The sequence below is a fragment of the Planktothrix paucivesiculata PCC 9631 genome, assembly GCF_900009265.2.
Lineage (GTDB): Bacteria > Cyanobacteriota > Cyanobacteriia > Cyanobacteriales > Microcoleaceae > Planktothrix > Planktothrix paucivesiculata.
In genome coordinates, this window is sequence record NZ_LR735026.1 from 278,378 (window position 1) to 303,544 (window position 25,167).

26 protein-coding genes and 1 CRISPR repeat array are annotated in these 25,167 nt (G+C 40.8%); of the genes, 18 read left to right on the forward strand and 8 right to left on the reverse strand.

What is annotated here, in order from left to right; genetic code table 11:
• The first annotated feature begins 25 nt into the window (after window positions 1–25).
• Window positions 26–739 carry a type I-MYXAN CRISPR-associated protein Cas5/Cmx5/DevS gene (gene cas5 / locus PL9631_RS21855; RefSeq protein ID WP_083623610.1) on the forward strand — a complete coding sequence of 238 codons (714 nt, stop codon included), beginning with the start codon at window positions 26–28 and terminating at the stop codon, window positions 737–739.
• Between the two features lie 266 nt (window positions 740–1,005).
• A CRISPR array of direct repeats spans window positions 1,006–1,472; the repeat unit is 36 nt; unit sequence GTGATTTTACCTTTGATGCCGTTAGGCGTTGATCAC.
• Here the strand turns inward: cas5 and PL9631_RS21860 are convergent.
• Window positions 1,473–2,426, reverse strand: a complete 954-nt coding sequence (locus PL9631_RS21860; RefSeq protein ID WP_083623613.1) for an asparaginase — start codon at window positions 2,424–2,426, stop codon at window positions 1,473–1,475. It abuts the feature before it with no gap.
• A gap of 43 nt (window positions 2,427–2,469) precedes the next feature.
• Complete coding sequence (locus PL9631_RS21865) at window positions 2,470–2,970, reverse strand: CGLD27 family protein (protein ID WP_083623615.1); 501 nt, start codon at window positions 2,968–2,970, stop codon at window positions 2,470–2,472.
• A gap of 250 nt (window positions 2,971–3,220) precedes the next feature.
• On the opposite strand from PL9631_RS21865, the gene PL9631_RS21870 reads away from it, so the two are divergent.
• From PL9631_RS21870 to PL9631_RS21895, 6 genes are all read left to right on the forward strand, one after another.
• Window positions 3,221–3,706 (forward strand): hypothetical protein, encoded by a 486-nt coding sequence (locus PL9631_RS21870; protein WP_197046465.1) that lies wholly within the window; start codon window positions 3,221–3,223, stop codon window positions 3,704–3,706.
• A 128-nt stretch (window positions 3,707–3,834) separates the two neighbouring features.
• Entirely contained in the window at window positions 3,835–5,721 is a 1,887-nt protein-coding gene (locus tag PL9631_RS21875; RefSeq protein ID WP_083623617.1) for a S9 family peptidase, read from the forward strand.
• A 110-nt stretch (window positions 5,722–5,831) separates the two neighbouring features.
• Window positions 5,832–6,719 carry an SPFH domain-containing protein gene (locus PL9631_RS21880; protein ID WP_083623619.1) on the forward strand — a complete coding sequence of 296 codons (888 nt, stop codon included), beginning with the start codon at window positions 5,832–5,834 and terminating at the stop codon, window positions 6,717–6,719.
• A gap of 158 nt (window positions 6,720–6,877) precedes the next feature.
• A complete protein-coding gene (locus PL9631_RS21885; protein WP_083623622.1) occupies window positions 6,878–7,159 on the forward strand; it encodes a hypothetical protein in 282 nt (93 codons plus the stop codon).
• A gap of 6 nt (window positions 7,160–7,165) precedes the next feature.
• On the forward strand, window positions 7,166–7,837 hold the full coding sequence (locus tag PL9631_RS21890) for a Fe2+-dependent dioxygenase (RefSeq protein ID WP_083623625.1): 672 nt from the start codon (window positions 7,166–7,168) through the stop codon (window positions 7,835–7,837).
• 114 nt (window positions 7,838–7,951) lie between these two features.
• On the forward strand, window positions 7,952–8,656 hold the full coding sequence (locus PL9631_RS21895) for a hypothetical protein (protein WP_083623627.1): 705 nt from the start codon (window positions 7,952–7,954) through the stop codon (window positions 8,654–8,656).
• Between the two features lie 135 nt (window positions 8,657–8,791).
• Here the strand turns inward: PL9631_RS21895 and PL9631_RS21900 are convergent, their stop codons facing one another.
• The 4 genes from PL9631_RS21900 to sufR all read right to left on the reverse strand — a co-directional run bounded on the left by PL9631_RS21900 (window position 8,792) and on the right by sufR (window position 10,779).
• Window positions 8,792–9,211: a type II toxin-antitoxin system VapC family toxin gene (locus tag PL9631_RS21900; protein WP_083623629.1), complete on the reverse strand. Its 420-nt coding sequence runs from the start codon at window positions 9,209–9,211 to the stop codon at window positions 8,792–8,794.
• Window positions 9,198–9,440 carry a hypothetical protein gene (locus PL9631_RS21905; protein WP_197046466.1) on the reverse strand — a complete coding sequence of 81 codons (243 nt, stop codon included), beginning with the start codon at window positions 9,438–9,440 and terminating at the stop codon, window positions 9,198–9,200. The genes PL9631_RS21900 and PL9631_RS21905 overlap by 14 nt, the downstream gene beginning before the upstream one ends.
• Before the next feature lie 191 nt (window positions 9,441–9,631).
• Window positions 9,632–10,003, reverse strand: coding sequence for a hypothetical protein (locus PL9631_RS21910; RefSeq protein WP_083623632.1), 372 nt, complete (start codon window positions 10,001–10,003; stop codon window positions 9,632–9,634).
• A gap of 98 nt (window positions 10,004–10,101) precedes the next feature.
• Window positions 10,102–10,779 (reverse strand): iron-sulfur cluster biosynthesis transcriptional regulator SufR, encoded by a 678-nt coding sequence (gene sufR, locus PL9631_RS21915; RefSeq protein WP_083623634.1) that lies wholly within the window; start codon window positions 10,777–10,779, stop codon window positions 10,102–10,104.
• A gap of 154 nt (window positions 10,780–10,933) precedes the next feature.
• Here sufR and sufB point away from each other — a divergent pair, with 154 nt between their 5' ends.
• The 4 genes from sufB to PL9631_RS21935 all read left to right on the forward strand — a co-directional run bounded on the left by sufB (window position 10,934) and on the right by PL9631_RS21935 (window position 16,075).
• Window positions 10,934–12,370, forward strand: a complete 1,437-nt coding sequence (sufB, locus tag PL9631_RS21920; protein ID WP_083623635.1) for a Fe-S cluster assembly protein SufB — start codon at window positions 10,934–10,936, stop codon at window positions 12,368–12,370.
• A gap of 193 nt (window positions 12,371–12,563) precedes the next feature.
• A complete protein-coding gene (gene sufC, locus PL9631_RS21925) occupies window positions 12,564–13,346 on the forward strand; it encodes a Fe-S cluster assembly ATPase SufC (RefSeq protein WP_083623638.1) in 783 nt (260 codons plus the stop codon).
• Window positions 13,346–14,713, forward strand: coding sequence for a Fe-S cluster assembly protein SufD (gene sufD, locus PL9631_RS21930; protein ID WP_083623641.1), 1,368 nt, complete (start codon window positions 13,346–13,348; stop codon window positions 14,711–14,713). Before sufC ends, sufD begins: the two co-directional genes overlap by 1 nt.
• A gap of 111 nt (window positions 14,714–14,824) precedes the next feature.
• Window positions 14,825–16,075, forward strand: a complete 1,251-nt coding sequence (locus PL9631_RS21935; RefSeq protein ID WP_083623643.1) for a SufS family cysteine desulfurase — start codon at window positions 14,825–14,827, stop codon at window positions 16,073–16,075.
• A gap of 341 nt (window positions 16,076–16,416) precedes the next feature.
• On the opposite strand, the gene PL9631_RS21940 is transcribed toward PL9631_RS21935, so the two are convergent.
• Window positions 16,417–16,572, reverse strand: coding sequence for a hypothetical protein (locus PL9631_RS21940; RefSeq protein ID WP_156090654.1), 156 nt, complete (start codon window positions 16,570–16,572; stop codon window positions 16,417–16,419).
• Between the two features lie 243 nt (window positions 16,573–16,815).
• Between PL9631_RS21940 and PL9631_RS21945 the strand changes: the two genes are divergently transcribed.
• From PL9631_RS21945 to PL9631_RS21975, 7 genes are all read left to right on the forward strand, one after another.
• Entirely contained in the window at window positions 16,816–17,973 is a 1,158-nt protein-coding gene (locus PL9631_RS21945) for a Ycf66 family protein (RefSeq protein WP_083623646.1), read from the forward strand.
• Window positions 17,974–17,994: 21 nt separating this feature from the next.
• On the forward strand, window positions 17,995–18,351 hold the full coding sequence (locus tag PL9631_RS21950; RefSeq protein ID WP_083623647.1) for a YkgJ family cysteine cluster protein: 357 nt from the start codon (window positions 17,995–17,997) through the stop codon (window positions 18,349–18,351).
• Between the two features lie 84 nt (window positions 18,352–18,435).
• Window positions 18,436–18,828 (forward strand): TMEM165/GDT1 family protein, encoded by a 393-nt coding sequence (locus tag PL9631_RS21955; protein ID WP_083623649.1) that lies wholly within the window; start codon window positions 18,436–18,438, stop codon window positions 18,826–18,828.
• A gap of 19 nt (window positions 18,829–18,847) precedes the next feature.
• Window positions 18,848–19,141 (forward strand): TMEM165/GDT1 family protein, encoded by a 294-nt coding sequence (locus PL9631_RS21960; RefSeq protein WP_083623650.1) that lies wholly within the window; start codon window positions 18,848–18,850, stop codon window positions 19,139–19,141.
• A gap of 148 nt (window positions 19,142–19,289) precedes the next feature.
• On the forward strand, window positions 19,290–20,309 hold the full coding sequence (locus PL9631_RS21965; RefSeq protein ID WP_083623652.1) for a calcium-binding protein: 1,020 nt from the start codon (window positions 19,290–19,292) through the stop codon (window positions 20,307–20,309).
• Window positions 20,310–20,462: 153 nt separating this feature from the next.
• Entirely contained in the window at window positions 20,463–22,703 is a 2,241-nt protein-coding gene (locus PL9631_RS21970) for a protein-arginine deiminase family protein (RefSeq protein WP_083623653.1), read from the forward strand.
• Window positions 22,704–22,752: 49 nt separating this feature from the next.
• On the forward strand, window positions 22,753–24,216 hold the full coding sequence (locus PL9631_RS21975; protein ID WP_083623655.1) for an adenylate/guanylate cyclase domain-containing protein: 1,464 nt from the start codon (window positions 22,753–22,755) through the stop codon (window positions 24,214–24,216).
• Window positions 24,217–24,285: 69 nt separating this feature from the next.
• Here the strand turns inward: PL9631_RS21975 and PL9631_RS21980 are convergent, their stop codons facing one another.
• On the reverse strand, window positions 24,286–25,098 hold the full coding sequence (locus tag PL9631_RS21980; RefSeq protein ID WP_083623656.1) for a carbon-nitrogen hydrolase family protein: 813 nt from the start codon (window positions 25,096–25,098) through the stop codon (window positions 24,286–24,288).
• Between the last annotated feature and the right edge of the window lie 69 nt (window positions 25,099–25,167).

The following is a 25,167-nucleotide window of genomic DNA, read 5'->3' on the forward strand; positions in this document are numbered from 1 at the left end:
TGTACATCAAAGCTTTGAAGAATTTATGAAAAAATCAAAAACAACTCAGATTCAAGAACAATATCTGACACTAAAAGCACCTTTTGCCGCTTTTCGTCCGTTTCAGTCCGGTCAATATCGTTCAACAACTCCCATTCCTTCCCCTTCAACTGTTTATGGATTACTGTTAAATTTAGCAGGAATTGAACAACGGTCTGAGTCAACATCACCTATTACTTTAATTAGAAATGATTTACCTGAAATAGAAATAGCGATCGCAATTCCAGCAAATACTAAATCAGAAACCGCTATTTTATCTCAACAATTACATCAATATTCGGTGGGAGAGTCTGATAAAGAACTTGCTAAAAAAACACACGGAGCTAAATCTTGGATTGCCCCTGTCCGTCGAGAAGTAATTGTTAATCTCAATCTAATTGTTGGTTTTAAAGCTGAATTAGAATTGCGCGATCGCATTCTTCAAGGATTAAATGGTCAACTCGATCAACCTCGCTATGGTTTACCCTTTGCCGGGGATAATAACTTTTTATTTGATGAAATTGAACCCCTAGAAACCCCTCCTTTAGCAAGATGGTATTATCCTTATGAAGATAACAGTATTCCTGCTTCTGGAGTTTGTCGGTTAACAATTTGGATTGATCGAGCAGATAATACAAAAACTCAAACTGCTGTTTTTATTCCTAGTCATTTTGTTAACTATCCTCCTGACCAAGCCTGGGTTAAAATTCCTATTGGTTAGGGATTTTGCAAGCATCTCTGACCGTTTGCATAATTTGGGGGTGGTTGGGACAGCAAACCCTTATCTGGCTTTGGTTTTGGCTCTTTGTTAGGGGTCGGAGGTGCTTGCATTTTTCCTAAACTACTACCAATAAAGGGTTTCAGCGTTTTTGAAGGGGTCAATTTTTCGAGTTTTGTTCTCTATTTTGGGGGTTGATCATGTTTTTTGTGGAGGTGCTTGTATTTTCTTTCGGGAGGCTATACGATAAAGGCAACACAGCCCCCGCCGTGATTTTACCTTTGATGCCGTTAGGCGTTGATCACTCGAGCATGGTCTGGGAACCCGCCGCGTTTGACACTGTGATTTTACCTTTGATGCCGTTAGGCGTTGATCACTGTTGATTAAGACGGATAAAGAGAACTCTAATCTAGTGATTTTACCTTTGATGCCGTTAGGCGTTGATCACAAATCCCCCTCACCCTTTGCTACCTATGCCAACGCCGTGATTTTACCTTTGATGCCGTTAGGCGTTGATCACTGAAATTTCTCTTGGGCGTTGGTTGTCGATTGGGAGTGATTTTACCTTTGATGCCGTTAGGCGTTGATCACGTGAGGTTGTCTCAACGGGTGCAGGGAGTCTAATCAAGGTGATTTTACCTTTGATGCCGTTAGGCGTTGATCACAGATGGGAGAAGAAATCTTCTCCCATCTTTTTAAACTGATTTTGCTCTTGATGCCGTTAGGCGTTGATTACTTACAGAAACGATAATTCCCCGATCACATCTAAACGTTTAAAGTCACTCAGCGCTAAGAATTTTTCCGAGAGGGTTTCCGCGATGGTGGGTGTAATCCAGCCCATTTGTTGCAATAGATGAATCGCCGTGGCGTATTTAGCCCGATGAGCCCCATCCATAACTTTAATTGCTAATCCCAAACCTTCGCCCACCCGTCCGACACACTGCACCCCTTCCGCCCCGGACTTGCTGACCAGTTCTCCTTCGGTTAAACGCATTAATTCCGTATCAAAATGTCCCTCTCCCGCCACCATTTCGGGATGATGGGTCATGGCCCGGACAATCCGTTCCCGGTCTAGGTTATCTCCAGAAGCCAATTGAGCATAGAGTATCCCCATTTGACCCAATTCCAGATAATAGGTGGGTGCGCCGCAGTCATCCCGAGCACCGAGGAACTCATCGGGGGGTAGTCCTAATAACTCCCCAACTTTACCAATAATCAGTTGTTGCAGAGGATGTTTCCGTTGTAAATAGCTTTCTAAGGGCCAATGACATTGTTGACAAACCGCTAACATTCCCGCGTGTTTTCCCGAACAGCCGTGTTGTAGGGGGCTATTTTTCCCGGCGGGAATCGGACACTGGAGTTGTACGGGTTCAACATCGGCCCGCCAGAGAATATTAAAAGCCTGTCGAGCTTGTTCAACGGTTCCTTGATGGGAACTACAAATAATTGCTAAATCAATATCAGTTAAATCATATCGTTCCAGTGTGCCCGTGGTGGTCACGGCTAAGGCCTGAAAGGGTTTTAAGGCTGAACGGATAAAGGTGGCGGTGTCGGAGTTTCCGGCAACGGATAACACCCGTCCTCGGTGATCACAGACGGTCGCTTGTACCCGGTGGGTAGACTCAACCAGCCCTTCCCGTAGGAGTCTGACTTCCAGTTCTTTTGCTTGTGTTCGTTTTCCCCGTGTCATATTTAAAAATTTAGAGTTTATATTGGATAAGGTCGGTAACTGTTCACAATAAGACCCAGATTAATCCTCCTCCGAGCAACAATCCGGCTAAACCATAATAGGTTTGTCGTAATCGAGTTAGAATTGGTTGCACTTGATGGGTGAGAATTAACTGATCTTGGACTAAAAATTCCGGGGTTTTCAGCCAGGTTTGGCCGTCATACCATCCTGATTCTTCGTAGAAAATCCTAGGACTGAGTAAGCGCGATCTAATATAGTACCAGCCTAAAGATAACCGAATCACGACTAAGCTTAAAATAAAACTTGCTCCCCCGGCGGCGCCGAGAATTAATTGACCCAGATATTTGCTGGGTGTAAAACTCGCGGCGGCTACGGGGCAAAAAATCACCCAGCTAATTAACCACACCCAGAATAATTTTCTCAAATATTGGGGCCAGTTGAGTGTCACCCAGCTAAAAAACCAAGATTCTTTGAGTTCTTGATATTCATTAACAGGACGTTGTTCAGGGGGAACCGGACAGATGGATACTGAAACGTCTCTCATATAAGAAATTTGAGATTTTCTAGGATGTTGCTCTTGATTTTATGTTTTATCCAAATATCATAGCGATTTGTCGGGCTAATTGTTTTCCGCATCGGGCCGATAACTTGGATCTAAAACTTACCCCTGAGTAAAAGGACAGTCTTGGAGAAAAGCCTCGATAGTCGATGGGTTTCCAGGGAAGCCTTAATAGGAGTTTACTGATGATGGTGTTCAAAAGTGTAGGACTAACGATAAAATCTTGATTAATCCTATGACAAAAACAATGATTCGACCTCTATTTTCTCTGGCAATCTTAACTGTATTACTCCCCATCAGTTTATCAGCAAATGCCCAAACTTGCACCCCTTTAGCGGTTGTTAAAGGTGACGGAACAAGTGTTACAAAACAAGTATCTGCCCCCAATGTGGGAACTATTCCTCGCATTCCCGTGGGTTATCGAGGCAACTGGGACACGGATTTTGTGGTTCCTAACAATGCCAACTTTACCGAGTATGTTGCAACGATTCAATCTTTATCTAATGACCCAGGAATATTTAAAATTAAAATGTACCTAAAATACGCAGATGATACTGCGGATCAAGTCTTTGAAGGCGATGTTCCCCTTGACCAAAATCAATCACAACAAATTAGTGGTACTCCCCGATCAGATAGTCAACCCTATCAAGTTAATCTGAATGTCGGAGGAATTAAAGTCTTGGGATATAGTTACACCCTTTCTGTCCAAGGATGCCAATAAGAAGTAGTGAACTGCGGCTGATCGGTTTAATTCTCAAGGGTTAACCGGAAGATAGGGGGGCCTAGTTCCCCCTCAACACAGGAAAATTAAGTCACAATAGAAAAAGTTAAGTTTTGAAGATATAAAGTATGGCCACTGCAACCGAACTTCCCCCTTTAATTCCCCGGGATCTGCTATTTGGCAACCCCGAACGTACTAGCCCCAGTTTGTCCCCCGAAGGCAAATATTTGGCCTATATTGCCCCCGATGAAAAGAATATTTTACAGGTTTGGTTAAAAACCGTTGGACAAGAGGAAACCCAAGCTTTAACCCGTGATCCGAAACGGGGAATTCGATTTTTTTTCTGGACTTATAACCCGGATCAACTGATTTATGTTCAGGACTCCGATGGCGATGAAAACTGGCATTTATATTTAGTTAATGTCCAAACCCACGTTGTCCGCGACTTAACTCCGTTTCAAGGAGTGCGGGCGCAAGTTGTTAATTTAGATCACAATTTTCCCGAGCAAATTTTAGTCGGAATGAACCTGAGAGACCCGCAGGTTTTTGACGTTTATCAGGTCAATTTAAAAAATGGCGCCGTTGATTTTCATACAGAAAATCCGGGGAATATTGTTAGTTGGACGGCTGATGCTCAGTTTAAAATTCGGGCGGCGAGTTCTAGCACCGATGATGGTGGGTTTGATTTATTATATCGAGAAACCCCCGAACATCCTTGGGAAACCCTACGCCATTGGGGGCCCGATGAAGAAGGCGGGGCGGCTTTCTTTTCCAATGATGGCAAAATTTTATATATGGTGGGTAACCATGATGCCAATGCTGAACGATTAATTGCACTGGATTTATCCACCCGTGAAGAAACCGTAATTGCTGAAGATCCTGAATATGATATTGGGGGATTATTAGCCCATCCTACCACCCGAAATATTGAGGCGGTTTCTTTTTATAAAGATAAGGAAGAATGGCAAATTATTGACCCTATTATTGCCGAAGATATCGAGGCAATTAAACAAATTCGTCCGGGGGAATTTGGGATTAGTCGAACATTATCCGATGAAAAATGGTTAATTAGTTTTGTCACCGATGACGGCCCAGTTTATTTTTACGTTTACGATCGCCCAACCAAAACTCACAGCTTTTTATTCAGTAATAAACCGAAATTAGAAGGCTTATCTTTAGCCGCCATGGAGCCCATTTCTTACACCGCAATTGATGGGTTAACTATTCATGGTTATTTAACCAAACCCGTCGGCGTTGCCCTGCCCGCCCCAACGGTGCTATTGGTTCATGGTGGCCCCTGGGCGCGAGATACCTGGGGTTATGACTCCCAAGCCCAATGGTTAGCTAACCGGGGTTACGCGGTCTTACAGGTCAATTTCCGGGGATCAACCGGGTATGGGAAAGCCTTTCTGAATGCCGCCAACCGGGAATGGGCGGGAAAAATGCACCAGGACTTAATTGATGGGGTGAATTGGTTAGTTGAAAAAGGCATTTCCCAACCGGATAAAATTGCCATTATGGGCGGGTCTTATGGGGGCTATGCGACCTTAGTTGGGTTAACATTTACTCCCGAAGTTTTTGCCTGTGGTGTGGATATTGTCGGGCCGAGTAATATTATTACTTTGATGCAAAGTATTCCGCCCTATTGGGAACCAATTCGCAAGAATTTCTATCATCGGGTCGGGAATTTAGACACGGAACCGGAATTTTTAAAAGAGCGCTCACCTTTATTTTTTGTTGACCGAATTGAGAAACCTTTATTGATTGGTCAAGGAGCTAATGATCCTCGGGTTAAGCAAGCGGAAAGTGAGCAGATTTTTGAAGCGATGAAACAAGCCGGGAAACCCGTAGAATACGCTTTATATAGCGATGAAGGACATGGTTTTGCCCGTCCTGAAAATCGCTTACATTTCTATGGAGTAGCTGAGGAATTTCTGGCTAAATATTTAGGGGGACGCTTTGAACCCCTGGGAGAAATGACCGGACATTCTGGCGTGATTCAATCCTCAAACTAAAGTTTAAAATTCCCCCTGAAAAAAGGGGGATTATGGACAGTTTAGCTCAAGATTATGCTAAAATTAAGTACGGTTACTCCCGAATTCAATTATAATTTTTTTAAAAAATTATGTTACAGTACATTTTGGGTATTTTATTTCCCATTATCATTGGATTTACGCTCAATTCTTCGGTGAAGGTGATTAGTACCAGTGACCAAGCCATTGTTGAACGATTAGGTAAATATAAACGGACTCTAAAACCAGGACTGCAATTTATTATTCCTGTGGCAGAAAAAATTGTTTATTATGATACTAACCGTGAACGTTTATTAGATATTGACCCTCAAGAAGTGATTACAAAAGATCAAATCACTCTCAGAATTAATGCGGCGGTTTTTTGGAAAATTGAAGACTTAAAAAATTTTTATTATAACGTTGAAACTGATAAAACTAAAGAAGCGATTTCTAATTTAGTTTTAACCACACTTCGCGCAGAAATCGGGTTAACGAATCTGGAAGAATTATTAGCTAAAATTAAAGACATTAACCGAAGACTATTATATGCTTTAGCAGAAGGAACTAAGACCTGGGGAATTATTATTATTCGGGTTGATATTCAAAATATTACTCCTCCTAAATCTATCCAAGAGTCCATGGAACGCAAACGGGTTGCGGAGAGTCAAAAACAGGCAGAAATTTTAGAAGCTCAAGGACAAGCGCAATCAATTCGAGTGTTAGCAGATACTTTAGGATTAAAAACTAATAGTCAGGAATTTTTAAGATTTTTAATTACCAAACAATATGTTGACGCGAATCAACAATTAAGTGAAAGTCCCAATTCAAAAATTATTTTTATGAACCCCAATCAATTAACAGAACCGATTACTCATCTCATGGAAAGTGTTTCAGAAAATCCAAATCCTCCAGTTTCTCCGATTATTTTACCCGATTTACAAGAAGTTCAAGTTCCTAAAGTTCAACAAGTTCAACCTAATCCTAATATTCAAAAAACCTAGAATAATGGGGAATTACGAATTACGAATTACGAATTACGAATGGGAAATATTTTACTTCCCCTGCCTCCCCTTCCTCCCCTGCTCCCCCTGTCACCAGTTTGTCACTATTCTATGACAAATTGAGGTTAGTTTCAAATCAATCACAAAGGAATCAACCTATGAATACCAACAAAACCAACGGTTTATCTACTCGTACTAAGATTTGGATGGGAGTCGGTGCTTATATTTTAACGGCCGGATTGGGCAATGTTGCTAATGCTTCTACCACGCAATCCCTATCTAATTCTATTCCAGAAATTGCCTCTGGAATTGCAACTTCTGGGGATACTTTTACCTCCCGCGATATGTTGCAAGCCTCTACTGATGGCGACACAGATAGTACAAAAGATGACGATAAAAAAGATGAAGGCGGAGAAAGTGGTGAAGGTGGAGAAGGCTAAAATCCGATGATTCTATGTATTACTGATGTTCTCACACCCGAAGAACTAGAAACAACTTTAACGCTACTAGAACAAGCTGAGTTTGTAGATGGAAAAACAACGGCTGGTAAGTACGTAAAATCCGTTAAAAATAATCAACAAATCAAAACCGATACTGAGGTTACTTCTGACCTGAGAAATATTGTTCTCGAAGCTTTAAAACGTAACGAACTGTTTAAAGTAGCGGTGCGTCCTAAAATAATCCGCCCGATGATTTTCAGTCGTTATGATGTGGGAATGTATTATGGTTCCCATTTTGATAATGCGATTATGGGGGATGAATCTATTTCTCGAACCGATGTTTCATTAACTCTATTTCTCTCTGACCCTAACACCTATCAAGGGGGAGAATTAGTCATCGAAACTTCACTAGGGGAACAAAGTTTTAAGTTAGATGCAGGTTCGGCAATTGTTTATCCGTCTTCGACTTTGCATCGTGTGGAAACGGTGACTGAAGGGACTCGGTGGGCGGCGGTTACTTGGATTCAAAGTTTAGTGCGTGACCCATCTCAACGAGAAATATTGTTTGATTTAGATACCGCCCGTAGAAGTATTTTCAAACAATATGGCAAAACCATAGAATTTGACTTAATTGCTAAAAGTCACGCCAATTTATTGCGAAAATGGGCTGATATTTAACCCAAATTTAATTAATTAAAATGTAGGGACATTTTATCAAACCTCTCTACACATCAGGGCTTTATTCTCAAAATCTCGAATATTTTTGATTTAAACGTAACAGGAGAAAAAATCATGAGTCTGTATGAATCTAACGATGAAAATAGCGGTTCTGATAATAGCTGGGACAATAATAGTTACGATGATTATTATCAACAAATTCCGGTAACTGGTGTTAACCCAACAATCGCTGGTCGTCCTGATAATAGTTGGGATAATAGTTCTGATAATAGCTGGGATAATAATAGTTCCGATAATTATTATCCACCAATTCCCGTAACTGGTGTTAATCCAATAACGGGTGTTTCTGATAATAATGGTTGGGATAAGCTGACCGGAACCCATTGGGATGATGTCTTAAAAAATCCTCAATATCAACAGAATTTAACTGAGATGTTTGATGAGGAATATTATCGTAACACTAATCCTGATATCAATACCGCTATCTCTCAAGGAACCTTATCTTCTGGTTTACAACAGTATCTTAAATCGGGAGAAACAGAAGGACGTTCACCCAATGAATTCTATGATGAATCCTACTACTTAAATACAAATCCAGATGTGGCTAATGCTGTCCAAGCGGGTGCATTTAATTCGGGTTTTGAACATTTTGTCATGTCGGGGGCTGAAGAAGGACGAAACCCCAGCAGCCAGTTTAACACAGGAGCTTATTTAGGGCATAATCCTGATGTGGCACAGGCTATTAATAGTGGAGCTTTTACCAGTGCGTTCTCCCATTATACCCAATATGGTCACTTGGAAGGTCGGATTGCACACTGATTTAAACAATAATTGAATCCATAGCAATCCTATATAGATAGGGTTGCTCATCTTTCTCCTTTGACTCTTAGAGTTATTTCTAGCATAATTTTTTCAAGGGAATGGGGAATAAATAGCAAATGGGCAAATAGCGCCCTACTGCTGAAATAGGTTTTGGAATGGTTCTGTATTCTTCCAGCGATAGGTATTGAAGTCTCGATGGTCAACAGAAAGAATCCGACCGTGACCAAGTTCTTCAGCAAGAATAACTAGGGAAGCATCGGCTAAATCCATTGGTAAATCTCTATATTTCTGCATTAGTTGTTCGATACGCAAACAATGACTTTGCTTGAGATCAAATACTTGCAATATTCCCGTATAAATTTTGCGAATAAAAAGTTTTGGAGCATCTATACCTACTCTTTTTTGTAGTAGATAACAGGTTTCCGTAACTACACACCAAGTTGTGATAAATTTCTCGTTTTCTAATTTCTGAAATAAGGTTTTTGCGGCTGGATGGGCTGAATCATTTTTATTAGCAAGAGTAAACCAGAAACCTGTGTCAACGATGATCATATTTTTCCTCAAGTTCACTACTCAAATAGGTTTTATAATTTCTCGATAAGTCGGCTTCTGCTTCTATACAACCGATGAAGTCTGACCAGTCTTGGGTTTTGCTTTCTGGAATTTCTGGCTGGTTCGGGAAGTAACTTTTTTTGAGGACACAGACAAGTTCAAAGATAACTTGTTGTGCATCGGGGGGAAGGGATGCTATGTCTTGCTGGATAGTATCTAGGTTAATCATATTTGTTGATTTTCTCTTATTATTGGTTGTATCATAATTATTCAAAAGATTCTGAAAGGATGAAAACTGGTTTTTCAACTTTTATCTTTTGTCATTAATGAGTTCGCCTGGTTGTCGAACGTTGATATAATCAAGCCTATTTTATTTACCCATGATATAGAATCTGGGAAAAAGATTAATTATTATAGTTTCTATTCTCGCCCTAGATTCTGCTTAGATTCTTGCTCAAACCATTGAATTAACTGTTTAACTGTTAAATCTTGAATAGGAATATTTTCAGATTGAGACGCTTGTTTTAAAGGCTTTAATGAAGAAATTACTAATTGACTAAAAAACTGATGAAAATTTCCATCTAATTCTAATTTTTCTTTAAAACTATCATCATTTTTAACCCAGGATTGAACTTGTTCGGGTTTAATATCTTCAATTTTAATATCTTCAGTTTCAGCAATTTGTTTTAAACACCGTAACGCATAAATCCCTAACCGCGTCGAAAACTTCTCCTTAGAAGATAATAACGCCGCATCAACTTGAATCGCCTCATCCTCAGTTAAAAATTCCATAGTTTTACTTAATTATTTAATATAGCAATTGTGGCAACACAGTTAGGATAAAGACTGATTTATTAAACCCCGGCTTGTGTCTATCTTTTCCTCCGGTGTTACCTGTTCCGGTGTTCCCTGTTGCCTCCGATAATTAAATACCCACAACGATGTTCACCATTTACAATCCAATGGGTTCTTTCCACCGTACAATCTGCTAAGATTTCCCCAAACATTTCTAACTCATGGCCACAAACACTGGGAAAAGATTCCGCCACATTAGAAATAGCACAATGATGTTCGGTTAATATATAACGTTCATGATTATTGGTATCCAAGGGTTCCGACTCCACCGAATACCATTCGGCCATATACCCTTCAGTTTTTCTTAATTCGACTAATTTTTCTACCCGTTCTTTGAGGGAACCCGTGCCCACTTTTTCTCGATATTCTATGGCTTTGCGTTGCCATTGTTTCTGTAAAATTTGACTTACCTGTTCATGTCCGACGGTTTGCGCTAAAGTATCCAGAAAGGAAATGGCAAACTCATCATAACGGTTAGGAAAACCTTCCCGGCCTTGAGTCGTCAGTTCATAAACGTGCTGAGGGCGTCCCATGCCCACCTGCACCGAGTTATAGGCAATTAACCCATCCATTTCCAAATCTTTGAGATGGCGACGAATGGCTTGGGGACTAATATCAAGGGTTTCCGCCAACTCCTGGGCCGTCGCCTGGGCTTGCTTTAGGAGAAGTTGCAGAATATCGTGTTTCGTGGACTGGTGTTGTGTGGTGGCCATCGTCTTAACAAAAATTAATGAATTTGGACTTTGACAATACACTTATTGTTAATGTAGCTTAAAATAGACTTAAGTAACAAATCTGTTGTTTAAGTCAACAGCCTACCACCCGTCTGCCATCCTTTGAGAACCGTCGAACACTAAATTTAAGCTTATGAGTGCTTCCGTTAAAACCCTGGTCAACCAACCGTACAAATACGGCTTTGTCACCGATATTGAGTCAGATACCATTCCTCGGGGACTGAGTGAGGACGTTGTGCGCCTGATTTCGGCTAAAAAAAACGAGCCGGAGTTTATGCTCAACTTCCGTCTGCGAGCCTATCAGCAATGGCTGAAGATGGAGGAACCCACCTGGCCCCATGTCCACTATCCCGCCCTTGACTATCAATCTATTATCTACTATTCCGCGCCCAAAGTTGAAAAGAAAAAAACCAGTTTAGAAGAAGTTGACCCGACTCTATTAGAAACGTTTGAAAAATTAGGCATCCCTTTAAACGAACAAAAACGCCTGTCTAATGTAGCCGTTGATGCGGTTTTTGATAGTGTTTCAATTGCCACCACCTTTAAGGAAAAATTAGCCGAAGATGGGGTAATTTTCTGTTCCATTTCTGAAGCCGTTAAAGAACATCCTGAACTGATTGAAAAATATTTAGGTAGTGTGGTTCCCGTTGCTGATAATTTCTTCGCAGCGTTGAATTCTGCGGTGTTTAGTGATGGGTCATTTGTTTATATTCCGAAAGGGGTACAATGTCCGATGGATTTGTCTACCTATTTTCGGATTAATAACGGTGATTCAGGACAGTTTGAACGCACTTTAATTGTGGCGGAGGAAGGCAGTTCTGTCACCTATTTAGAAGGCTGTACCGCCCCGATGTTTGATACGAACCAACTGCACGCCGCTGTAGTGGAATTGGTGACTTTAGATAATGCCGAAATCAAATATTCAACGGTGCAAAATTGGTACGCCGGAGATGAAGAAGGCAAGGGCGGAATTTACAACTTTGTGACTAAACGGGGATTATGTAAAGGCGTCAATTCTAAGATTTCTTGGACTCAAGTAGAAACCGGGTCTGCTATTACTTGGAAATATCCCAGTTGTCTATTAGTTGGGGATAATTCCGTGGGTGAATTCTATTCCGTTGCCCTAACGAATAATAAACAACAGGCAGACACCGGAACCAAAATGATTCATATTGGGAAAAATACCCGGAGCACAATTATTTCTAAAGGAATTTCTGCCGGGAAATCCTCCAATAGTTATCGCGGTTTAGTCAAAATGGGGCCAAAAGCAGCCGGGGCGAGAAATTATTCTCAATGTGATTCCATGTTAATTGGCGATAGAGCTCAAGCCAATACTTTTCCCTATATTCAAGTGGAAAATAATAGTGCAAAAGTTGAACATGAAGCTTCTACTTCTAAAATAGGAGAAGACCAACTGTTCTATTTTTCTCAACGGGGCATTTCTGCTGAAGATGCTATATCAATGATGATTAGCGGTTTCTGTAAAGATGTGTTCAGTAAATTGCCGATGGAATTTGCCGTCGAAGCCGATAAATTATTGAGCTTAAAATTAGAAGGAACCGTGGGTTAATCAGTTATCAGTTATCAGTTATCAGTTATCCCCCTCGTTTCTAGGTTCTACCTAGAAATGAAAACTAGAGGCTCTGCCTCTGGTCAAAACATACATTCCCTTTAGTTAAAACGGAGGCGGAGCCTCCTAAATACATTCCCTGGTTCTACCAGGGAACGAGGGGAAAAATTCCTAAATTCAACAACTTACAACCATGATTAAAGACAACAGCAAAGTGATTCTATCCGTTAAAAATTTAACGGCTAATATTGACGATAAAGAAATCCTCAAAGGCTTTAATTTAGAAGTCAAAGCCGGAGAAATCCATGCCATTATGGGTTTAAATGGTTCGGGGAAAAGCACCTTTTCCAAGGTATTGAGTGGGCATCCTAGCTACCAAGTTACCGGAGGGGAAATCACCTTTCTAGGGCAAGATTTATTAGAATTAGCACCGGAAGAACGGGCTTTAGCGGGGATTTTCTTGGCGTTTCAATATCCGATTGAAATTCCGGGGGTGAGTAATTTAGACTTTTTGAGAGTTGCCTATAATGCCCATCAAAAACACAAAGGACTTGAAGAATTAGACGCTTTTGATTTTGATGAATTAGTCCGAGAAAAACTAGATATCGTGAAAATGCGGGATGAATTTTTAGAACGTAGTGTTAACGAAGGTTTTTCTGGGGGAGAGAAAAAACGCAATGAAATTTTACAAATGGCGTTATTAGAACCTAAATTAGCGATTTTAGATGAAACTGATTCTGGTTTAGATATTGATGCGTTGCGAATTGTTGCCAGTGGAGTTAATCAATTAGCCAATGAAAATAACGCCCTAGTGTTGATTACCCATTATCAAAGATTACTGGATTATATTGTACCGGATTTTGTTCATGTTGTATCGGACGGACGAATTATTAAAACCGGGACAAAAGAACTGGCTTTAGAGTTAGAAGAACAGGGTTATGATGATGTTGTGGCTGCGTCCATGGTGGGGGTTTAATGACTAATAATACCATCACAGAAACACAGGAAGTGTCCTATTTAAACCATCTGTTAGAACAAGTTAAAGGCGGAGTTTCTGAACCGCCACTTACTTCTCAAATGTCCGGTCAATTGCAAGAAATTCGAGATCATGCTTTAACTTGGATTAAGGAATTAGAAATCCCGACAAAACGGGATGAAGAATGGCGGTTTACCGATTTATCCCCTTTATTAGCCCATCGCTTTCAATCGGCTCATTTTGTTCCGTTAGAAAATCAAGCGATCGCTTCTTTAATCTTACCCGAATCTGAACACAAACGGATAGTATTTGTTAATGGCATTTATGCCCCCCATCTGTCTGATATTACAGAAATTCCCGAGGGTATTTTTATTGGGAATTTAGCAGAACTTCCCGAAAATTTTAGAGATCGTCTTCCCCAGTATCTCAGTCAACAACAAGGAAATCAAGACGTTTTTGCTACTCTCAATTCCACCGGATTAAAGGATGCAGCAGTCATCTGGGTAGAAAAAAATCAAATCATTGAAGACCCGATTCATTTATTATTTATTGCCCTACCGGATAATATTCCGGTAATCAATCAACCCCGTGGCCTAATTATCGCAGAAACTGGCAGTTCAATCACTTTAATTGAACATTATGCCACGGCCGAGATTTTCGGATGTTCTGATCGGGTAAAAGTTCAACCCTATTTTACTAATGCGGTGACAGAAATTTACCTAGAAGAAAATGCCCAAGTCAATCATACCCGCTTACAACGGGGGTCTGGGTCGGCATTTCATATTGGTAAAAATGCGATTTTTCAAGCTCGAAATAGTCGGTATACTTGCCATGCAATTAGTTTGGGATCTAAACTATCTCGCCATAATTTAGAGGTTTATCAACGGGGAGAAGGGACGGAAACGACTCTAAATGGATTAACCTTAATTGGGAGTCAACAGTTAGCTGATACCCACAGTTCCATGATGCTCAATCATCAGCACGGTACATTTAATCAAGTTCATAAATGTATTATTGACGACAAGGCTCATGGAATTTTCAATGGTAAAGTATTTGTACCTCAAACGGCACAGTTTACGAATGCCAATCAACTGAGTCGGAATTTATTGCTATCTTCAAAAGGAAGAATAGACACTAAACCCCAGTTAGAAATTGTGGCGGATAATGTTAAATGTTCCCATGGTGCCACCGTCAGTCAATTAGAAGAAGATGAAGTTTTCTATTTGCGGAGTCGGGGGTTAAGTGAACAGATGAGTCGTCACCTTTTAATTGATGCTTTTGCGGCAGAAATTTTAGGCAAATTACCATCACCCACATTAACACAGGTATTATCCCGTTGCGTTTCCTGTCGCACTGACTTCAGTTAACTGTTGTTGGGTTTTAACCCTAAAAAGAGCGGGCTAAAGCCCAACAACATAAAGAGCGGGCTAAAGCCCAACAACGAAAGGCTTTATTAATTTTATTAAAGGATATTGAAAATGATGTTAACTCAAGAAAAAACCCTCGCTGAAATTGTTCGTCAAGATTTCCCTATTTTGCATCAGGAAGTCAACGGTCATCCTTTAGTATATTTAGATAATGCGGCAACTTCTCAAAAACCCTTGGCGGTATTAAATGCCCTGCAAGACTATTATCGCAATTATAATTCTAATGTACATCGAGGGGTTCATGCGTTAAGTGCAAAAGCGACGGATACCTACGAAGCTGCCCGGTTAAAAGTTGCCCAATTTATTAAGGCTAAATCCTATAAAGAAATTGTTTATACTCGTAACGCTAGTGAAGCTATTAATATTGTAGCCTATTCCTGGGGTTTAAATACCTTAAAAGCAGGAGATGAAATTATTCTCAGTGTCATGGAACATCATAGTAATTTAGTTCCTTGGCAAATGGTCGCCCAAAAAACCGGAGCGCTGATTAAATTTGTTGAGCTAACAGCAACTCAAGAATTTGATTTAGAACAATTTAAAACCCTAATTTCAGATAAAACTAAATTAGTTTCGGTTGTTCATATTTCTAATACATTAGGGTGTATTAATCCAATTGAAGAAATTACTCAAATTGCCCATCAATACGGGGCTAAAGTCTTAATTGATGCCTGCCAAAGTGCGCCCCATACCGCCCTAGATGTGCAGAAAATTGATTGTGATTGGTTGGTGGCATCGGGTCATAAAATGTGTGCGCCAACGGGGATTGGTTTTTTATATGGCAAATTAGAGGTATTAGAAGCCATGCCGCCCTTTTTTGGGGGGGGAGAAATGATTGATGAGGTATTTTTAGATCATTTCACCGTGGGGGAATTACCCCATAAATTTGAAGCCGGAACTCCGGCGATTGGAGAAGCGATCGCTTTAGGGGCAGCTATTGATTATTTAACGTCAATTGGTATGGATAAAATCACTAATTATGAACACGAATTAACGGCTTATTTATTTGAAAGATTGCAAGAAATTCCCGAATTAAAAATTTATGGCCCCCAACCCAATGCTAAGGGAGAAGGGAGAGCCGCCTTAGCTTCTTTTAGTGTGGATGGAATTCATGCCAATGATTTATCAACCCTTTTAGATGATGGCGGGGTGGCGATTCGTTCAGGACATCATTGCACCCAACCCTTACACCGTTATTTAGGCTTAAATTCCACCGCCCGAGCTAGTTTATATTTCTACAATACTAAACAAGAAATTGATGTTTTTATTGTGGCTTTAAAAGAAGCGATCGCATTCTTTCTTTAAATAAATAATGAATTAATCAATAATAATTTGTGGGATTGTGTGGAGCTTCCGCACCCTACAAATTTCTTTTGTTTTTTGTTTTTATATGTCCCCAAACTGATAACATAGCGCTACGCCTTACGATTTTGGTACTTCTAAATCCTATTCCCTATTCCCTTGTTACTGAGCGAAGTCGAAGTATTCCCTGTTCCCTGTTCCCTCTCCCCTAACGATTTATACTAAGTTTTCAATTAACTATTGATGAGAAAAATTTCATAAAACAGAAATCAATAATTAGGGAACCTCCATCTAGGGGATAGACGGATTGTTGCTTCCCTAAAAATAGCCTAGGCTAACCGAATTTACTTGATCACTTCTTGAGAAAGAACAATTTTTTCCATGGGCATTGGAGAGCCTAATCCCGTTAAGGACATTGGTTTAGAGCCGAACCAGTTCACACTCACTTGCAAATGTAGGGACAACGTAATAAAGGCTGCCAAAAATAGTTTTTCTAACATAATTAACTCCCACCTCAAAAAAAATCTGGCCGCACCCTACTTTGTATCTGTATCTATATTAATGAGACGACGTTTCTTTTCCGTATGATTCTCTACAATGTATATAAGTGATAAAATTCACATGGGATTGATGATCCAAATCACAAACCGTGAAGGGCTAATCTCAACACCTCAATGGCTAACCGTCAACCGTTAACGGTAAAATAACGGAATAGAGGTTTTTTGATAGATTGAGAGGGAAAAATGCTGGCATATATTCTGGCGATCGCTGTGGGTTTAGCAAGTTTTGGCCTTTATATGGCCGCCTTCTTTTTTCCAGAGGTTCATCGCAAAAGTGATTTCGTCTGGAGTGGAGTCGGATTGTTTTATGGCCTGATTCTGTGGGCCTGTGCAGGACGAATTACTGGGGCCGTACTTTTAGGTCAGGTGGCGAGCGTGTCCCTGTTGGTTTGGTTTGGCTGGGAAGCCCTGACCCTACGACGAACCGCAACCCCCGTCACGGCACAAACTCCGATTCCGGCGAAGGTGAAACAACGACTGAATGGATTGCTTGGGGGTCAGTCCCCGGTGGTTTTCAGTGAACCTGTACCGGATATTGTAACGACCAGTGAACCCGTCCCCCAGAACAACTCAGTCAGGGATAAAGCCCCTGTAGAAACCCCGGTACAACCCGAACCCGAGGCTATTTCCCTATCTCCAGAAATTGTCGAGGAACCTGCGATCCCTCCCCTAACTCCAGAACAGAATCTACCGGAAGTCGCAGAAACACCATCGGTGACTCAACCCACCCCCCCGATTTCCGACACCCCCATCAAAACACCCCAGGTCAAAGCGGCAAAACCCGCCGTCACTCCCAAGGTTAAGACTCCAAAAACCGATTCTAAATCCAAAAAATCTATACCAGCGATCGCTGGAACCCTATCGGGTTTAATTGGCAATTTAACGGGTTTATTTAATAAAAAACCCAAAAAATCCCCAGAACCTACAACCGTCTCCCCCGTTTTAACGGTTGTAGAGGATAGTCAGACGGTGGCCACGGATGGGGAATTTGCTGGATTTGAGGATCTCGAAACAACAGTTGTTGAGAATATTTCTACTCCCGAAAATGTTGTTAGTGAACCTGAAACCCCGGAAGAAATTGAAAAATCTGCCGCTTCACCCTTTGAACAAATTATTACTCCCCAGGTTGAAGTTGTTGTGGAAATAATCACAGAAGAGGTTAATCCTATAGTTGAGGAAATTCAGGACTCTGTGACAGAAAAAATCTCCTCTGAAACTAATAATTTAGAATCGGAAACGGTTGAGGAAGTTATTGCAATTTCTGAAATTGAAACCCCTTCCGAGGAAATCATCTCTCCCCCATCCGTTACACCTGATGCGTCTGATCCTGAGCAAAAATAAGCCCGAATCTAAACCCGAATCATGACCACTTGGCTTTGTATCAAAAACTGTGGGGCGTGCTGTCATCTTGACCCCAGTGAACGTCCCGAATTAGATCAATATTTGGCCCCAGAAGACCTAAAACTCTATTTAAGTTTAGTCGGGGAAGATGGATGGTGTATTAATTTTGATTCTGAAACCAAAGAATGCAAAATTTATGATCAGCGACCTCGATTTTGTCGGGTAGAACCGGAGGTTTTTCAAGAATTATATGGAATTGAACCGGAAGAATTAAACGATTTTGCCATTGATTGTTGTCAACAACAAATTGAAGGGGTTTATGGGGACGATTCCCCGGAAATCGAGCGTTTTAATCAATTGGTTGGGTATGAATCCTAGGGAATGTCCTAGTTTTTTATTGCGGATGGGGTGAAATATGAAAAGATTATGATATAGTTTTAGTATTACCCCACCCGTCAACCAATGAGTTCACCCCAAACCCTTATTGAAGTTCAGGAAGATACCGCTAGTCATGTATCGGCGATGGCGCCAGCCGCGCCGCTGCGCATCGCTAATCAACAGGAACATTCAGCAAAACCGAATACTTGGAAAATTTTCGTCTCCACATTCATTACCATTTTTCTAGCTGAAATTGGAGATAAAACCCAACTCACTACTCTATTAATAACCGCCGAATCCCATAATCCTTGGATAGTTTTTGCCGGGGCGGGAAGCGCATTAATTTTAACCAGTTTTTTAGGGGTTTTAGTCGGACAATGGTTAGCCTCTCGGATTTCACCTCGAACCTTAGAAATCGCTGCGGGTAGCAGTTTATTGTTGATTTCTGTTCTATTGTTTTGGGAAGTTCTACACTAAATTAGTCAGGATTAAATCTATGGATTTTCAACTTTTGGGATTGACTTTTGTGACGGTTTTTCTATCGGAATTAGGAGATAAAAGTCAAGTAGCCGCGATCGCCCTCAGTGGCACAACTAAATCCCCTCGGGCGATCTTTTTCGGTACGGCCGCAGCCTTATTATTAGCCAGTTTCCTGGGCGTCATAATTGGACAAGGGGTGGCAGAAGTTCTACCCACCCATCTAGTTAAAATAGCAGCCGCCATCGGTTTTGCCGTGTTAGGAATTCGGTTATTATGGTTTACTCAAAAAGATAGTTCACAAACGCAATAATTCAGAGTCAAGATTTCTTTAATATTGCCATCATAGAACGATGGGGCAGCTTTCCTACACCAAAGCCGAAAAATATCCTGAATTATCGAAAATTGCAGTGCAAAATCAAAAAGCCTAATTAATGATTTTCACTTAAAATTTTTGCCCTATGTTTAACAAAATTATTAACTTCGTTAGCAATGTTGTTTTTCCCATTGCTAAACCAGTTGTTTTTACCTTTTTTCCCCAGTATGAACCCCTATTTAACACGATTCTCCCCATTGCCGAACCTTGGGTAAGTAAATTATTAGAACAAAACCCCCAAATCACCCTCAACACCGCCCCCACCCTGGAGGTAAAACCGAGTTTAATTCTCGAAGATATTAATAGTTTAAGTAGTTATAAAACCTTAACGGAGTTATCGGGAAAATCTTCTCAATTATTTGTTTTAACCGATGATATTGATATCTTAGCACCCACCAATTTTTTGACTATTTCCCAACAACCCACCGGGTTAGTTTTACCCGAATGGACAATAGAATATCGAGCAGGAATTCTCGCTTTAGCTGGGGATGATATTTTAGTGGGTTCTAATCAAACCGATGTTATGAATGGGAATACCGGAAATGATCAATTATCCGGTGCCGAAGGAATTGATTTACTCCGAGGCGGTCAGGAAAATGATACCCTGAATGGCGATGGGGGAAATGATGTAATTAATGGGAATCGTGACGATGATTTATTAATCGGAGGAGATGGAGATGACCTACTCCGAGGAGGCAGAGGAAAAGATGTTTTAACCGGGAGTAATGGACGGGATATTTTAATAGGAGATTTAGACTTTGATCAGCTTACGGGGGGTGCTGATGCGGATACCTTTATTTTAGGTGCAAATGCTTCAGAAGTTCCCCTGAACGTCACAGAAGCCGATTTGATCACGGATTTCAACCCCACCGAAGGGGATAAAATTGTGATTATTGCTAACTTTAATTCACAGGAATTAACCTTAGAATCTTTTGATCAAACGGCTAATTTACAACTCGCAACTGGAGCATCTCAAGGAACAATTATTCGTCAAACGACAACGGGAAATATTTTAGGAGTCGTGGCTAATATTATGGATATTGATACGGTTAAAAATGGTATTTCGATCATTAATATTAGTGACCCTCTGCTGGGAATTGGATAAAAGGTTGTTAAACTCAAGAGATTAAAAGGGCGAGAAAACCGGGCTCCTAGGATTAAGAAACTTAAACTCCCCGTAATCAAGCAGGATTTAGAAGGATTTGATCAACAGTTAGCGAATTTCAGGTACAATCAATCAGGATATCTGAGGATCACTATGAATTGGATGCGCTACATTGCTGTTGCTTTAATTAATGCTTTGGGTGTAGTCGTTGGAATTATCCTGGTTCCCGCCCCTTCCACTTTAGCCCAATCTTCACCAACCGATCTGAATTTAGAGTATCGGATTAATGACTCGGGTTTACAACTCCAAGGGTTTGAAGCCAATCCTCAGAGCTTAGAAACCACAGAAGTTACACCCAAATCCCTAGAGGAATTATATCAATTACAGGATTTGATCAAAGCAGAATTAAAGAAAGTTTCCAGTCCTCCTGATATTAATAGTAATTTAGAAGCGTGGCAATATCAACTGCAACTTAAACAATATGAAATATTAGTCAAAGCTAATCGCCAAGTTGAAGCCCAAATTAAATTTGAAGAAAAAACCTTAGAAACTTGGAATCAAGTGGTAAAAATAGCCACAGAAGCCTCAAATTTTGGTCAACAATCTGAAACTAATACCATAGAAGATTGGGAAACTGCACAACAATTATGGATTCAAGCCATTGATACCCTACGGAAAATTCCTCAAGAGTCTTTTCTGAATGCTAAAGCCATTGATAAAACCGTAGAATATCAAGGTTATTTAGCGATCGCTACCTATAAAAAAGCCTTAGCCCAACAGTCCCAAGAACAACAACCCGAAAAACCCCAAACCCTCTCACCCGTTTCCGTTGCTAATCCCCAATTTCCAGGGTTTGAACTCTATGGAGATACTAACCGAGATGGAATTGTGGATGAACAAGATCAACAACGCCCGGAACAATGGTCTTTATCCGTAGGGCCGTTAATTCTATTTAATAATAATGATAATAATGGGGATGGATTACCCGATTGGCGAGATAAAATCGTGAATGGGGTGGAAGATGAAAAGGATTTGGCTTTAGTTCATTTTAAACTTGATCAAGAGTATCAAGGTTCAGAATTATTAATTACCGTTGATGAAGCGTCCCAACCCTATATTAATATTTTCCAGAAAACCTCAACCGGGTGGAAATCTATTGATTTATCCGGTGCCACCCCTTTAGAATTTAGTTCAGATATTATTTTAGGAGTCGAAGCCAAACAATTTGCTAATAGTAATTGGTCGGGGTTGGTAAATCTCAAAGCCCTTGCCCGTAAACAAGGAATTGTGATGGCAACGGATACAATTTCTATGGGAGTTGCCCCTTGGATTATGTCTGCTAATACGGAATCGGTTTCTGAAGTTCATATTAGCGATCGCGGTGATAATCAAACTATTATTAAAGATGTAAAAACCATTGTGGAAAAAACCGGGGCAAAGGTGAAAGTCACCCCCGGCGCCACCCTCTGGATGCGAGGTACTCAAGAAATCGGCTATGTTCAGTTTCCCAAACCCGAAGGATTAGAGCAATATCCAGTAGTTTTAAAAGGCAATCGAACTGCGGAAAGTGACGATTATTCTCAATCCTTAATGAATCAAAATTTCGGCTGGTTTGAAGTAGGTAAACCTCGGGAATTAGATGTTTTTAATCAATGGGCAGATTGGTATAATAATTTAGCCGTAACCCCGGCTTTACCCGATTATCCCTTGGGCAGAATTTATTATGGAACCGCCGATAATGTCAGTTTAAATCCCCAGGTGGTGGAGTTTTTAAAAGCCCAAAAAGTTCAGGGTGATCCCGTTGCCATTGATACGTCTTGGTTAATGTTGCGTCATGTCGATGAAATTATTAATTTTATTCCTAGTGCTTCCGGTGAACATTTAATGTTAATTGCCAGTCCAGAGGAAGGAGTTGAACTCTTAAAAGAACTGGAAAAACAAGGCTATGAAGGAGCGGCAATTAATCGCGGATTAAGCACTCAAACCACCGTCAGAGCTACTTTAAATAATCAATTATTAATCCAACATAATCTGAATTTACAAAAACAGAAAATCGAACCCCTAATTAATCAACTCAAAACAGAATTTAATCTCAGAAATGATCAAATTATTAGAGTTCCGGCTTTATTTAGTTATAGTGGGTATGCTTGGTGGCCGAATTTAATTAATTCGGTTTATGTGAATGGGGAATTATTAGTCTCTAATCCGAAAGGAGCATTAATTGAGGGACGAGATTACACCCAAGAAGACTTTAAACGCCGGGTTGCGGTTTCGGGAATTAATGTTAATTTCTTAGAGGATGACTATTATCAAGAATTACAGGGCAATATTTACAGTGCTACCAACATGACTCATATCGGCAATGAGCAACCCTTCTGGCAAGATTTACCCTAGGGAAAAACAGAAAAATGTCTAAAAACGATCCCTCTCACCTGAGAACCCTATGCGCTTGTTAACCGCTCGAGCTTGGATCGCGTTAAAAAGCTTGGTTTATCAACGAATTATCCTTCTACTCACCGTTTTGTTTTGTGTCGGTGTGGGAGTAGCGATGGCAAATATGTCCCATTTGTCTTCCGATATTATTGAGTCCCAAGCCCTTCAGAGTGCGACTCTCTACGCTCAAGCGATGAAAGAAGCTCGCACCCTTTATAGTTCAAAGGTGGTGAGCAACCTCAAAGAACTAGACAATATTACCGTTACCCATGACTATGCTTTGGGAAAAGGGGCTATTCCTCTGCCCGCAACTTTTTTAATAGAGCTTGGACAGCATATTAGTCGAAATCATGCAGAAATATCTGTCCGTCTCTATAGTGACTACCCCTTTCCTTGGCGGCAGGCTGAAGGAGGCCCTCGGGATGATTTTGAGCAGGAGGCACTCAATTATTTAAAAGCAAATCCCAATGGCTCTTTTTTCCGCACCGAAAACCAGCAGGGGAAATCCTCTTTTCGTTATGCAGAAGCTGATTTAATGAAGCCTAGTTGTGTGACTTGCCATAATACCCATGCCGATAGTCCTAAAACCGACTGGAAGGAAGGAGATGTGCGGGGAATTTTAGAGATTACTCAACCGCTCCAGAGTATTACTCAACAAACTCAGAAAGGGCTACAACAACTTTTAATGTTACTGGTCGGAATTTCTGTTTTAGGGCTTTCTGGACTGGCGATCGCCATTCACCGTTTACGCAATAATGCTAAGGATTTAGAACAACGGGTGAAAGAGCGGACATTTCAACTTCAAGAAGCTAATCAAGAACTGATAATAGAACAGGAAAAATCTGAAAATTTATTGCTGAATATATTGCCACCAACGATTGCAGAAAAGTTAAAAGAAGGTCACAGTAATATTGCCGATGGTTTTGCAGAAGTGACGATTTTATTTGCGGATATTGTGGGTTTTACCGATCTTTCAAAGCGCATTCCCCCAGCGGAATTAGTCAAAATGCTGAATCACATTTTTTCAGGCTTTGACGAGTTAACCGAAAGGCATAGTTTAGAAAAAATTAAAACCATTGGTGATGCTTATATGGTGGTTGGCGGTTTGCCCACCCTCAGACCCGACCATGCAGAAACTGTTGCAGAAATGGCACTTGATATGCTCCATGAAATGAATCAATTTAATGAAAAATATGGAACTGCGATTAACCTCCGCATCGGGATTAATACCGGGCCAGCCGTCGCCGGAGTCATCGGCACTAAAAAATTTATTTATGACCTCTGGGGTGATGCGGTTAATACAGCATCCCGCATGGAATCCCACGGCATTCCAGGAGCGATTCAAGTCACCCAGGAAACCTATGAAATCCTAAAACATAAATATGTTCTTCAACACCGGGGCATCATTCATGTGAAGGGAAAAGGAGACATGACCACCTATTTTCTATTGGATAGATTGGTTTGTAACATATAGGATACCCATTAGCGATAACTGATCACTGATAGAGACGCGCCATGGCACGTCTCTACACTGATGACTGATTCACATAAATACCCGATGTTGCAGACTCGGCATTTGTCGCCGAACTTGTTCAAGACGGGCAGGATTAATTTCTGCGATCGCAATTCCTGGCTTATCACCTGCATCGGCTAAAACCACCCCCCAAGGGTCAAGAATCATTGCATGACCATGGGTATATCGACGCCCATAATGACACCCGGTTTGAGCCGGTGCGATCACATAACAGGTATTTTCAATCGCCCTAGCTTTGAGTAGAACTTCCCAATGATCCTTACCCGTATAGGCCGTAAAAGCCGCGGGGACAAATAAAATTTCTGATCCTTTTTCGGATAAATGACGATAGAGTTCGGGAAATCGAACATCGTAACAAACTGATAGTCCCAGGTTGCCCAACTCTGGATGATGATAAACCGGAGGTAAAACCGTCCCGGCCATCACCGTATTCGATTCCCGATAAGTATTACCATCGGGCAAATTCACATCAAACAGATGAACTTTTTGATAACGGGCTAATTCTTGACCATTCGCATCAATTAACACCGCCGTATTATAAACTTTCCCATCACTAGCTGGAACGGGAAACCCTCCAGCCAATAGAGTAATTTGAAACTTTTGGGTAATGGTTTTTAGAAATTTTTCCGTAGTTTGAGCAATAGTTTCAGCTTGAGCCATTTTCTCAGATTCTTCACCCATAAACGGAAAATTCTCAGGTAAGCTAACTAACTCAGCCCCCTGACGAACTGCTAAATCAATCAATTCTTCAGCCTCCGCTAGATTTTTGTCTAACCAAGGTGTACTGGTCATTTGAATAGCCGCAGCAAGATAGGATTTCATCGATAAAAATATATTTAGAGGTTAAAAGCCGGGGGGCAGGGGCAGGGGCAGGGAGGCAGGGGGAGCCGG